The sequence below is a fragment of the Homoserinimonas sp. genome (assembly GCF_056262345.1).
Genome location: NZ_JBACFR010000180.1, coordinates 1 through 11,777, shown reverse-complemented (window position 1 = coordinate 11,777; position 11,777 = coordinate 1). Strand labels below are relative to the sequence as shown.

The 11,777-nt window shown below is 62.4% G+C and carries 15 protein-coding genes; 12 read left to right on the top strand and 3 right to left on the bottom strand.

Annotated features, from left to right (window positions below; translation table 11 throughout):
• Positions 1–9: 9 nt before the first annotated feature.
• The gene (locus AC062T_RS08945; RefSeq protein ID WP_476029262.1) at positions 10–618 is read right to left on the bottom strand and encodes a class I SAM-dependent methyltransferase; all 609 of its coding nucleotides are present in this window, start codon (positions 616–618) and stop codon (positions 10–12) included.
• Between the two features lie 42 nt (positions 619–660).
• Here AC062T_RS08945 and hflX point away from each other — a divergent pair, with 42 nt between their 5' ends.
• Positions 661–2,184 carry a GTPase HflX gene (hflX, locus tag AC062T_RS08940; protein ID WP_476029260.1) on the top strand — a complete coding sequence of 508 codons (1,524 nt, stop codon included), beginning with the start codon at positions 661–663 and terminating at the stop codon, positions 2,182–2,184.
• Here hflX and lexA read toward each other — a convergent pair.
• Entirely contained in the window at positions 2,181–2,861 is a 681-nt protein-coding gene (lexA, locus tag AC062T_RS08935; protein WP_476029258.1) for a transcriptional repressor LexA, read from the bottom strand. The two genes, hflX and lexA, sit on opposite strands and share 4 nt — an antisense overlap.
• Positions 2,862–3,171: 310 nt before the next feature.
• Here lexA and AC062T_RS08930 point away from each other — a divergent pair, with 310 nt between their 5' ends.
• From AC062T_RS08930 to AC062T_RS08905, 6 genes are all read left to right on the top strand, one after another.
• Complete coding sequence (locus AC062T_RS08930; protein ID WP_476029256.1) at positions 3,172–3,546, top strand: LysM peptidoglycan-binding domain-containing protein; 375 nt, start codon at positions 3,172–3,174, stop codon at positions 3,544–3,546.
• A 50-nt stretch (positions 3,547–3,596) separates the two neighbouring features.
• Positions 3,597–4,691 carry a histidinol-phosphate transaminase gene (locus tag AC062T_RS08925; protein WP_476029254.1) on the top strand — a complete coding sequence of 365 codons (1,095 nt, stop codon included), beginning with the start codon at positions 3,597–3,599 and terminating at the stop codon, positions 4,689–4,691.
• Between the two features lie 131 nt (positions 4,692–4,822).
• Positions 4,823–5,431 carry an imidazoleglycerol-phosphate dehydratase HisB gene (hisB, locus tag AC062T_RS08920; RefSeq protein WP_476029252.1) on the top strand — a complete coding sequence of 203 codons (609 nt, stop codon included), beginning with the start codon at positions 4,823–4,825 and terminating at the stop codon, positions 5,429–5,431.
• Between the two features lie 88 nt (positions 5,432–5,519).
• Positions 5,520–6,158: an imidazole glycerol phosphate synthase subunit HisH gene (gene hisH, locus AC062T_RS08915; RefSeq protein WP_476029250.1), complete on the top strand. Its 639-nt coding sequence runs from the start codon at positions 5,520–5,522 to the stop codon at positions 6,156–6,158.
• Positions 6,159–6,261: 103 nt separating this feature from the next.
• The gene (gene priA / locus AC062T_RS08910; protein ID WP_108518803.1) at positions 6,262–7,011 is read left to right on the top strand and encodes a bifunctional 1-(5-phosphoribosyl)-5-((5-phosphoribosylamino)methylideneamino)imidazole-4-carboxamide isomerase/phosphoribosylanthranilate isomerase PriA; all 750 of its coding nucleotides are present in this window, start codon (positions 6,262–6,264) and stop codon (positions 7,009–7,011) included.
• Complete coding sequence (locus AC062T_RS08905; protein ID WP_476029248.1) at positions 7,008–7,802, top strand: SseB family protein; 795 nt, start codon at positions 7,008–7,010, stop codon at positions 7,800–7,802. Before priA ends, AC062T_RS08905 begins: the two co-directional genes overlap by 4 nt.
• 44 nt (positions 7,803–7,846) lie before the next feature.
• On the opposite strand, the gene AC062T_RS08900 is transcribed toward AC062T_RS08905, so the two are convergent.
• Positions 7,847–8,218: a DUF1844 domain-containing protein gene (locus AC062T_RS08900; protein ID WP_108515905.1), complete on the bottom strand. Its 372-nt coding sequence runs from the start codon at positions 8,216–8,218 to the stop codon at positions 7,847–7,849.
• A gap of 216 nt (positions 8,219–8,434) precedes the next feature.
• On the opposite strand from AC062T_RS08900, the gene infC reads away from it, so the two are divergent.
• The 5 genes from infC to AC062T_RS08875 all read left to right on the top strand — a co-directional run bounded on the left by infC (position 8,435) and on the right by AC062T_RS08875 (position 11,638).
• The gene (gene infC / locus AC062T_RS08895; RefSeq protein ID WP_476029315.1) at positions 8,435–9,199 is read left to right on the top strand and encodes a translation initiation factor IF-3; all 765 of its coding nucleotides are present in this window, start codon (positions 8,435–8,437) and stop codon (positions 9,197–9,199) included.
• Between the two features lie 60 nt (positions 9,200–9,259).
• Positions 9,260–9,463, top strand: a complete 204-nt coding sequence (gene rpmI, locus AC062T_RS08890; RefSeq protein ID WP_108515907.1) for a 50S ribosomal protein L35 — start codon at positions 9,260–9,262, stop codon at positions 9,461–9,463.
• A 33-nt stretch (positions 9,464–9,496) separates the two neighbouring features.
• A complete protein-coding gene (rplT, locus tag AC062T_RS08885; RefSeq protein WP_108515909.1) occupies positions 9,497–9,883 on the top strand; it encodes a 50S ribosomal protein L20 in 387 nt (128 codons plus the stop codon).
• 26 nt (positions 9,884–9,909) lie between these two features.
• Entirely contained in the window at positions 9,910–10,737 is an 828-nt protein-coding gene (locus tag AC062T_RS08880; RefSeq protein ID WP_476029244.1) for a TrmH family RNA methyltransferase, read from the top strand.
• Positions 10,738–10,822: 85 nt separating this feature from the next.
• Entirely contained in the window at positions 10,823–11,638 is an 816-nt protein-coding gene (locus AC062T_RS08875) for an amino acid ABC transporter ATP-binding protein (RefSeq protein ID WP_476029242.1), read from the top strand.
• Positions 11,639–11,777 lie beyond the last annotated feature (139 nt).

The following is an 11,777-nucleotide window of genomic DNA, read 5'->3' as shown; positions in this document are numbered from 1 at the left end:
GCCCGTTGCTCAGCGGTGGCGTACTCGTAGTACGCGAAAGCCTTTATTTGTCGCGGCCCGCGTAATGCTGAAATCTCCCGGCAGAGCCGATTCCATCCAGCGGTGCAGCGAGTCGGATCCCAAGTTTCGCTGCACGACCAACCAGGCGTCGGCGTTGTGCTCAAGGCGCGGCAACCAATGCAACAGCATGTCGTGGAGCACGCTCTTGCCGACCCTGATGGGTGGGTTTGAGCGGATGCCCATAAATGTCACGTCGTCGGGAACATCTCCCGGCAGGACGGCGTTGACATTGGTAAGGCCGAGAGTGGCCGCATTTCGCCGCACAAGGTCGAGAGCGCGCTCATTCACATCCACGGCCCATACGGTGGCTCGAGGCGATTCCAGGGCCATTGTGAGGGCAATGGGGCCCCATCCGCAGCCAAGGTCAAGCAGGTTTCCTCCCGGCGGCGGGGGTGGGGTGTTGTTGAGCAGCACGTGTGTGCCGACGTCGAGTCGGTCAGGGCTGAAGACTCCGGATGCCGTCGTAAGCGTTCGCTGTTGGCCAGCGAGGGTCACCGTGATCGGGCGGAGCTTGAGCTCACTTTCCGGCAGGGCGGAGAAGTAGTGCTCGTTAGACATGCAGAGAAACCTATCGAAAACCAAGGGGCTAGGGTTAACCCAATGAGTGAAGCTGAATCAGAGAAGCGCAATGACGATGACGTCATCGAGCGTGTTTTGGCGGGCGCTGCTCAGCGCTCGTCCGGATACACCATCTTCTCAAGTGGACGAGCGCAGGCGCTCCAAGAAAATTCCGTCGCGCCTTCGGACGACACCGACGGAGAGCAGCTCGACCGGGAAGATCGCGAGGCGCTCCGCCGAGTAGCCGGCCTTTCGACCGAACTCGACGATGTTACCGAAGTTGAGTACCGCCAGCTGCGCCTTGAGCAGGTTGTGCTCATCGGAATCTACTCACAGGGCAACCTTCGGAATGCCGAGAACTCAATGCGCGAGCTTTTTGCCCTCGCAGAGACGGCAGGAGCCGTCGTTCTCGACGGTTTGCTGCAGAAGCGTGCGACTCCTGACCCCAGCACATACTTTGGCAAGGGCAAAGCACGCGAGCTCGCGGGAGTGGTTGCAGCAGTCGGGGCGGACACCGTTATCGTCGATGGCGAGCTGGCCCCGAGCCAACGGCGCGCGCTTGAGGATGCGATCAAGGTCAAGGTCATCGACCGAACGGCGGTCATTCTCGACATTTTCAGCCAGCACGCCAAGAGTCGCGAGGGCAAGGCCCAAGTCGAACTCGCTCAGCTCGAATACCTTCTCCCTCGCTTGCGCGGTTGGGGTGACTCGATGTCGCGTCAAGCCGGTGGCCAGGTCGGTGGCGCGGGTGCTGGAATGGGAAGCCGTGGTCCCGGTGAAACCAAGATCGAGCTCGATCGCCGCCGCATCCACACTCGCATGGCCCGTCTGCGCAAGCAGATCAAGGAGTTTAAGCCAGCTCGGGATGCAAAGCGCGCGAATCGGAATCGCTTCGAGGTTCCTAGCGTCGCCATCGCTGGATACACCAACGCTGGCAAGTCGAGCCTGCTCAACCGCATCACCCGTGCCGGTGTGCTGGTCGAGAACGCGTTGTTCGCAACACTCGACGCCACGGTTCGCAAGTCGGTTACCGAGGATGGTCGGCCCTACACGCTCACCGACACGGTCGGTTTCGTGCGGAATCTTCCGCATCAGCTCGTCGAGGCGTTTCGCTCGACTCTCGAAGAGGTCGCAGACTCAGACGTCATCGTGCACGTGGTTGACGCCTCTCATCCTGATCCGGCGAGTCAGATTGCCACGGTGAGAGACGTCATCGGCGAGGTGGGCGCCCGCGATCTCCCCGAGATCATCGCGTTCAATAAGGCAGACCTGGCGGATGATGACCAGCGTCTGCTCCTTCGTGGCCTCGAGCCGACGGGAATCTTTGTCTCTGCGCGCACGGGAGAGGGCATTGAAGAACTTCTCGAGCGAATCAGCGACCTGCTTCCGACGCCGTCGATCGAGCTCGATCTACTTATCCCTTACGACCGCGGGGATGTGGTCGCCATGCTGCACGACCGCGCCGTCATCGAGTCGACCGAATACGAAGAGGGTGGCACGCGCGTTAAGGCTCGCGTGCGGGAACACGATGAGCCGATGCTCCGGGAGTTCTCGACGGTCGGCTAGACCGAGCGAAGAACCGCGACAACCTTGCCGAGAACCTCGGCGAAGTCACCCAGGATTGGTGCGAATGCGCTGTTGCGCGGCAGAAGCCAGGTGTGGCCGTCGCGCTGCTGAAAAACCTTGACGGTCGCTTCGTCGTCGAGCATCGCTGCGACGATGTCGCCATTCTCCGCCGTCTTTTGCTGACGAACGACGATCCAGTCGCCATCGCAGATTGCGGCGTCGATCATGGAGTCACCGACGACCTTCAACATGAAGAGGTCGCCCTTGCCCACCAGCTGGCGGGGGATGGGGAACACCTCGTCGATCTGCTGTTCTGCCGTGATCGGAATACCGGCGGCGATGCGGCCGACGAGCGGAACCATTGCGGCGTCGCCGATGGGAGCGGCCGGCGTGGCATCAGAGGAGGATGGCGATTCGGCGCGATCGGACTGCGGAAGGTCGATGAGGATTTCGATGGCCCGCGGACGATTGGGATCGCGGCGGAGATAGCCGCTGAGCTCCAGCTGGCCCAGCTGATGAGTCACGCTCGAAAGTGACGCGAGTCCTACGGCATCGCCAATCTCGCGCATGCTCGGCGGATAACCGCGGGTCGAGACCTCGCGCTGAATGAAGTCGAGGATCGACAATTGCTTCTCGCTCAGGCTTTTGCGCCGGCGGGTTGAAGGCTTCTCGTCCATGGTCTCCTCGCTAGCTCGGCGCGAATAAAGCGACCGGATTCTTCGTGCCGCCGCTCGATCGTGACGATCGAATGTCGGCGGCTCCTGCTTTCCTGTCAAGCAGACAATCGAAACTGTATCCGCCTTAGGGCTTGCAAACAAACATTTGTTCGAGTGTGTCGCGAGGTTTATTGAGCACTTATTCGAAATTGGGCTTGAAATTGCGATTCATCGAAGATATGTTCGGTACAAAGATTCGCTTCCGAGGTTCCCGGCCGAACCTCGGGAGCGAACTCTTTGTTTGAGAAGCCGCTGGCGAAAGGAGCACACAATGAGCACCACAGCACTCCAGGCCTCTATCCCGACCCCGTCCAATGGTGGGCAGGGCAGGTCTCGTCTGCGACTGACCCGTCGCGGTCGCGTCGTCTTCACGACGCTCGCGGCGTTGCCCGTCGTTGGTATTGCCCTCGTCCTGGGTCTCAACGGCGGAATCGCGACCGCCACGGACACGACAGGCGCGCCCGTTGGCGTTGTCACTGTTGATGCTGGGGAATCGCTCTGGAGCATCGCGAGTGAGATCTCTCCGAACTCAGACCCGCGCGACTTCGTCGCCGAGGTTCTCGCCTTCAACCAGCTCTCCAGCGCAGATGTGTTCCCCGGCCAGCAGCTGGCAATTCCCTCGTCCCTCTGCGTATCCGGTTGCTGACGGGCTCCGTGCCAGATTCCGCCAGGCTCGTCGGCTCATAAGATGGGGGAGTGGCTTCTCTTGCTGATCTCCCCATCCGTGACAATCTCAAGGGCCTGAGCCCGTACGGCGCACCTCAGAAAGAGGTTCGGTACGCACTCAACGTCAACGAAAACACCCACCCGATTCCCGAGCCCGTAGCTCACGACATCGTCGAGGCTCTCGCGTCCGCACTCCTCACGATCAACCGCTACCCCGACCGTGAATTCACGACGCTCCGGGAGAAACTCGCTGCCTACGTCGGGCACGACCTGACCGCCGAGAATATGTGGGCGGCTAACGGATCCAACGAGATCCTTCAGCAGATCCTCCAGGCGTTCGGTGGTCCAGGCCGCAGCGTGCTTGGCTTTCCTCCCACATACTCAATGCACTCGATCATTGCTGCTGGAACCGACACCGAATGGGTCGCGGGGGAGCGCGCGGCCGGTTACGAGCTCACCCCCGAGTTGGTCACCGAGTGGATCGAGAAGACGAACCCCGACGTCGTTTTCCTGTGCGCCCCCAACAATCCCACCGGCACGCCGGTCTCGTTAGAGACCATTGCGGCCGCTTACGATGCGACGCCGGGCATCGTGGTCGTCGACGAGGCCTATGCGGAGTTTGCCCCGGAAGGGCAGCTCTCGGCCTTGTCGCTGCTTGATGGTCGTGAACGGCTCATCGTCTCGCGCACCATGAGCAAGGCTTTCGCCTTCGCCGGCGCACGGGTGGGCTACCTTGCGGCCGACCCTGCGGTCACCGACGCCCTCCGCCTCGTGCGCCTGCCGTACCATCTCTCCGCACTCACGCAGGCAGCGGCCATTGCCGCGCTTGACCACACCGCAGAGATGCTGGCGATGGTCGACGACATCCGTCGTCAGCGAGACCGTCTGCTGGAGGAGCTGCCACAGCTTGGATTCACGGTCTGGCCTAGCTCCGCGAATTTTGTTCTGTTCGGAGGGGTCCATCAGCCGCATGCCCTGTTCGAGGCGTTGCTGGAGCGCGACATCCTTATCCGCGATCTCGGCATCCCTCACCACATGCGGGTGACGGCGGGCACCGAGGCGGAGACGACGGCCTTCCTCGAGGCGCTCGAACAGCTCGGCGGGGCCTCGTTCGGCGCTGAATAGGTCACCTGGTTTTCTGCTTCGTTCGGCGCAAGCGGCAGTGCGGTAGCGCTCTCGCTAAGCTTGATAGGCGGCGTCCGCCGCGATGCGCGGGGAGGTCGGTCGTGTCGATCCCGCAGAGAGAAGGATTCACCATGGCAGAGCAGGGCAGGGTCGCAACGCTGACCCGCGAGACGAGCGAGTCGAGCATCGAACTTTCGCTCAATCTCGATGGCACAGGAACGTCAGATATCTCGACCACCGTGCCGTTCTTCGACCACATGCTCACTGCCTTCTCCAAGCACTCGCTCATCGACCTAACGGTGCGCGCTACGGGCGACACCGAGATCGACGTGCACCACACGGTCGAGGATGTCGCGATCGTGCTCGGCAAAGCCATCGCAATCGCCCTGGGCGATAAGGCAGGCATCTCTCGCTACGGCGACGCGATGGTGCCGCTCGACGAGGCCCTGGCGAACGCTGTCGTCGATGTTTCTGGGCGCCCCTTTCTTGTTCACACGGGCGAGCCTGCTGGTTTTGAGTTCCACCTCATCGGCGGCCACTTCACCGGTTCTATGGTGCGGCACGTTTTCGAGGCGATTACTTTCCACGCGGGTCTTACGGTCCACATCCGGGTTCTCGGAGGCCGCGACCCACACCACATCGCCGAAGCCGAGTTCAAGGCGTTCGCGCGGGCCATGCGCATGGCCTTGCAGCCCGACGCCAGAGTGTCGGGGATTCCGTCGACCAAGGGCGCGCTCTAATGCACACGGGTCTCGCTCAGTCGGAGGTCGCTCGCGTAATGACTTCTTCTGCGACGCCGCAACTCCTAACGTTGTGGGGTGCTGAACGGTGAGTAAGCCCAGTGTCGTCGTCCTCGACTATGGAAGCGGCAATGTTCATTCCGTCGTTAAGGCGCTAGAACTCGCGGGCGCCGACGTTGCCTTGACCGCCGATGCCAAGGCTGTCGCCGAGGCAGACGGTTTGCTCGTTCCCGGAGTTGGCGCATTCTCTGCGGTTATGGATGCTCTCGCGCGCGTCAACGGGCCCGAAATGATCGATCGTCGCCTGGCGGGAGGGCGCCCAGTTTTGGGCATCTGCGTCGGCATGCAGGTCCTTTTTGAGCGAGGCATCGAACGCGGGCAGACCACCGAGGGGCTGGGGGAGTGGCCCGGCACCGTCGAGGAGCTCGATGCGCCTGTCGTTCCCCACATGGGCTGGAATACGGTCGAGGCGGCTCCTGAATCCGCTCTTTTCTCTGGCATCGAAGACGAGCGCTTTTACTTCGTGCACTCCTACGCAGCGCGCGACTGGTCGCTCGACATCATTCCGCCGTTTCCTCCTGCTCATCTGACCTGGGCAGACCACGGTGGGCGGTTTCTTGCGGCCGTGGAAAACGGGCCGCTCAGCGCCACTCAGTTCCACCCGGAGAAATCTGGTGAGCCCGGTATCCGGTTGCTTTCCAACTGGCTCGGCACCCTCGGCCGCTAGCCGTCCCGCTCTCGCCTCAACGCGAGTAGTATCTGATTCTTGTCGCGCGTCGCGCACCATCACCCAATCTTGAAAGCCCCGGCTCGTGCCGAGAAAGTCCATGATGAGCGAGTTCAATACGACCCCCGGCCTCACCCTCTTTCCGGCGGTTGATGTCTCCGACGGCAAGGCCGTTCGCCTGACTCGGGGAGAGGCCGGTAGCGAAACCAGCTACGGCGACCCCGTTGCGGCCGCAGAAGCCTGGGCGTCTCAGGGGGCCGAGTGGATCCATCTGGTCGACCTCGATGCCGCGTTCGGTCGAGGCTCCAACCAGGCAACGATCAAGAAGGTTGTTCGCCAGGTTCGTGGCACGCTAAACGTTGAGCTCTCCGGTGGAATCCGCGACGACCGCTCCCTTGAGGCGGCACTGGCCACCGGAGCGAAACGTCTCAACCTGGGTACGGCAGCGCTGGAGAACCCGGAGTGGGCAGCCCACGTCATCGCCGAGTACGGTGACGCTATCGCCATTGGCCTCGACGTGCGCGGCACGACACTGGCAACGCGAGGGTGGACAAAGGAGGGCGGAGACCTCTGGTCGGTCATGGAGCGACTCGAGGACGCCGGATGCTCCCGTTACGTTGTCACTGACGTCACGAAGGATGGCACGATGCAGGGCCCCAACGTTGCTCTCCTCCGCGAGGTTCTTGCTCACACGCCTAAGCCCGTCATTGCTTCGGGTGGAATTTCGAGCCTCGATGACCTCATCGCTCTGCGTGAACTTGTGCCGCTGGGCCTCGAGGGCGCCATCGTTGGCAAGGCCCTCTACAACGGAGCGTTCACCCTCGGCGAGGCGCTGGACGTCGCCGGCGCGTGAGCGCTCACGGGAATCACGAGCATCACTCCGAGCCGTCTCATCTGACGGACTCGGCGGGTCAACCGTGGGCAGGGCGAAGCTTCGGTGAGACGCCGTTCTCCGATGATGACGGCTCCGCAGACCCCGGTCTCCTGGCCGCTATCGCGCAGTTCCGCTCGGGCGAGGCGACACCTGAACAGGTCGTTGACGCTCTGCGGAGCGTGAGGCTCCTTGTGCCGTTGATGGCGACCCTGGGTGAGGCTGGCGAGAATGCCAGCGGAGTTACCGTTGATAAGAGCGCCGATCTGGCGATCGTCACCGTGGCCGGGCCCGACGGTCGGTCTGTTATGCCCGTTTTTTCTTCTGTCGCCGCCATGCAGGCCTGGAATCCCCGCGCCCGTCCCGTGCCGACAGAGTCTGTGCGCGTTGCGCTTGCGGCAGCCGATGAGGGAACCGATCTTGTCGTGCTCGACCCGACATCCGATTCCGAGTTTGTCGTGCGCAGGCCAGCGGTGTGGGCGATCGCCCAGTCACTGCCGTGGGTTGCGTGCTGGCGCGACCCGGAGGTGTCGGCAGTCGTCGAGCGAATCTGTGGAGCCGAGGGTGATGTCGTGTCGGTTGAGCTGATGCCCGGCGTTCCTGATGCACGCTTGCGCGGCCCAGAGCTGATCGTGGTCCTGCGTCTGCGCGCGGGCCTCGAGCCTCAGGCCCTTCGCGAACTCGTGGCGAGGATCCAGACGGGGCTGTCGACGAGCGAGGTTGTGGCCACGAGGGTGGATTCGCTCACCGTGCGCCTCGCCCCGGCGAGCTAGGTGCGGTTAAGCACGCTAGCCCGCCAGTGAGGCGTTGCCGTCGACTAGACGACGGAGCCGGTGAACTTTTCGCCCGGACCGTTGCCCGGGGCGTCGGGGAACGCTGATGCCTCGCGGAACGCGAGCTGAACCGACCGCAGGCCATCCCGCAGGGGGCGAGCGTGTGAGTCGGAGAGGTCAGGGGCCGCGGCGGTGATGAGTCCGGCGAGTGCGGTGATCAGCTTCCGGGCCTCGTCCAGGTCTAGCTGGTTCTCGGGGTCGTCGGCGAGACCGCATTTGACGGCGGCGGCGCTCAGCAGGTGAACGGCAACAGTATTGATGACCTCGATAGCGGGTACGTCGGCGATATCGCGGGCCGCATCCTCTTCGAAGGCCATCTCGTTCAGGTGGCCGTTGTCGTGCGCGCTATCGCTCATGTGAATTCCTCTGCTAGAATCATGCGGGCTTCGAAACCGATGTAGGTTTCGAATACGAAAGTGGAGATTCTCCCACCCGCGCTTGACCGCCTGTGTTTTTACAACACTCAAGGTTACCGGGTTGTTGGTACCCCGCCGTCGCGAGCGTATGCGAGCGTCGGCAGCTAGGGTGCTGAGCCAGTTGTCGCGGTATTTGTTCTCGTCGACTCTGGTGTGATTCTTCCTCTCGTCGCCACGGCATCCGCCGCAGGCCAGGCAAAGACATGTCTTACAGAGGAGTTCCGCATCAGCGATCCCAGAACGAATGACCGAATCCGCGTCCCCGAGGTTCGTCTAGTTGGCCCGGGGGGCGAGCAGGTCGGCGTCGTCCGCATCGAAGAGGCGCTGCGTCTTGCCCAGGAGGCAGACCTGGATTTGGTTGAGGTTGCTCCCAACTCCAAGCCTCCCGTCGCCAAGATCATGGATTTCGGCAAGTTCAAGTACGAGACCGCGCAGAAGGCCAAGGAGGCCAAGCGCAACCAGTCGAACACGATCCTCAAAGAGGTTCGGTTCCGCCTCAAGATCGATAAGCACGACTACGAGACCAAGCGCAAGCGCGCCGAGGGCTTCCTCAAGCAGGGTGACAAGGTCAAGGCCATGATCCTGTTCCGTGGTCGCGAGCAGTCGCGTCCCGATCAGGGTGTGCGTCTCCTACAGCGTTTCGCTGAAGACGTCGCAGAGTGGGGTTCGGTCGAGTCCAGCCCCACGATCGATGGCCGCAACATGGTTATGGTGATCGGCCCGCTCAAGACCAAGGCTGAGGCCAAGGCAGAGGCGGATGCTCGCAAGTCGGCATCAAGGCCCGCCCGTGGAGAGCGGTCAGAGTCGCACGACGACCACGACGACCACGACGACCACGATGACCACGACGAAGACGACCTCGATGACGAGGTTGACGACGATGACGACGCCCAGTCGGGCGACGACGCCGAGTCTAAATAGCCACCGCACAGATTTCGCCCGTCAGGGCGTCACTAAGCACGACAGCAACTAAGGAGAGAAATGCCCAAGCAGAAGACCCACTCAGGGGCCAAGAAGCGTTTCAAGGTCACCGGCAGCGGCAAGGTCATGAAGCAGCAGGCTGGCATGCGCCACAACCTGGAGGTCAAGTCGGGCCAGCGCAAGCGCCGCCTGAACGCAGACCAGGTCCTGGCGCCGCAGGACGCCAAGGTAATCAAGCGCCTTCTTGGCAAAGCCGGCCGCTGAGCCGCCCGCATTCAGAACTAAGGAACAGAGAAAATGGCAAGAGTAAAGCGGGCGGTCAACGCCCACAAGAAGCGTCGGGTAATCCTCGAGCGCGCCAGCGGTTACCGCGGCCAGCGTTCGCGTCTCTACCGCAAGGCCAAGGAGCAGGTCACCCACTCCCTGGTCTACTCGTACCGTGACCGCCGTGCCCGCAAGGGTGACTTCCGTCGCCTGTGGATCCAGCGCATCAACGCTGCATCGCGCGCCAACGGCCTCACCTACAACCGTTTCATCCAGGGACTCGGCATCGCCGGTGTCGAGGTTGACCGTCGTATGCTCGCTGACCTTGCTGTCACCGACCCGAAGACGTTTGCCGCGATCGTCGCGACGGCCAAGGCAGCACTGCCCGCCGACACGTCGGCCCCCAAGGTTTCGGCCTAAGCAGTAATCGGGCCTAGAATTGGCCCATGCTAGACAACCCACGTTCACCTCGTGTGCGCGGCGTTGCGAAGCTCCGCAAGAGAGACGCCCGGTCAGAGACCGGGCTCTTTCTTTTGGAGGGACCGCAGGCCGTTGCCGAGGCTCTTGCCTGGCGTCCGGAGCTCCTTGTTGAGCTGTTCGCGACGCCCACCGCCCTCGACCGTCACCCCGGCATAGCCGAGGGGGCGGGCGAGGCGGGGCTAGAGATCGAGTTCGTCACCGAACAGGTGCTCGATGCTATGGCAGACACCGTGACGCCCCAGGGCGTTGTGGCGGTGTGCAAGCAGTTCCCGACCTCGGTCAAAGACATCCTCGCGCCTGACGCTGACGGGGCTTTCCCCCGGCTCATTGTGATCCTCGAAGAGGTGCGCGATCCCGGCAATGCAGGCACGATCATCCGGGCTGCCGATGCTGCCGGAGCTGATGGAGTGATCCTCAGCGGCCGTTCGGTTGACCTGTACAACCCCAAGGTTGTGCGCTCGACGACGGGTTCGCTTTTTCATATCCCTGTTGCCGTTGGTGCAGAATTCGAGACCCTGCGCGAACGCGTGCGGGGTGCTGGACTGCAGATCCTCGCGGCCGACATCAAGGGAGAAGACCTCCTCGCTGCGCGCTCAGAAGGCGTACTTGACGAGCCGACGGCGTGGCTTTTTGGCAACGAGGCCCGCGGCCTGAGCGACGAGCAGCTAGCTCTTGCCGATCGTGCGATCGTTGTTCCCATTTATGGCAGGGCAGAGTCGATGAACCTCTCGACGGCGGCGTCCGTGTGTCTCTACGAGAGCGCTTTTGCCCACCGAACGGCCTCGGCAGACTGATTCGTGCACCCTCGAATGGGGGTTACGTTTAGGTAACGCTGTTTTCCTACCCAATACTCGCGCTCATGAGCGCTAAGTTAGGAAAATGACGTCGAACGATGCAGCGGCCGCCCGAGATTTGCCGCAGTTTGAGACAACGAGCAATCCGATTCTTGCGGCACCGGGTGAGCCCCTGGTTATCGTCGAAAACGTAGAAAAGCACTACGGGGATTTCCACGCGCTCAAGAACATCAACCTCACGGTGAACAAGGGTGAGGTCGTTGTCGTGATCGGGCCGTCGGGCTCGGGAAAATCTACGCTGTGCCGCACAATCAACCGTCTTGAGACGATCACGTCGGGCGAGATTCGCATTGATGGCAAAGAGCTGCCATCGGAGGGCAAGACCCTCGCAGCCCTGCGGGCCGATGTCGGCATGGTGTTTCAGTCGTTCAACCTCTTCGCCCACATGTCGGTGCTTCGCAATGTGACCCTGGGGCCGACCAAGGTGCGCGGACGGGCCAAGGCGGAGGCGGAGGCGGATGCGCGCGCACTGCTCGATCGCGTGGGTGTCCTTGAGCAGGCTGACAAGATGCCGGCACAGCTCTCCGGCGGACAGCAGCAGCGCGTGGCAATCGCCAGGGCTCTTGCGATGAAGCCCAAGGTCATGCTGTTCGATGAGCCGACCTCCGCGCTAGATCCCGAGATGATCAATGAGGTCCTCGACGTCATGGTCAAGCTTGCCTCCGAGGGTATGACGATGATCGTCGTCACTCATGAGATGGGCTTCGCTCGCAGGGCTGCAGATCGAGTCGTATTCATGGCTGAGGGAGAGATCGTAGAAGAGGCAACGCCGCACGAGTTCTTCACCAATCCGAAGAGCGACCGCGCGAAAGACTTTCTCTCCAAGCTCCTCACGAACTGAGACCGAAACACGATGGAGGGGCGGCTTGCCGTCTCTCCCGAGGAAAGGAAGACCATGCACAAGAGAACCCCATTTGTCGCTGCGCTGGCCGCAGCGGCGCTCGTGCTCACGGGATGCGCTGGAGGCAGCGACACCGCGG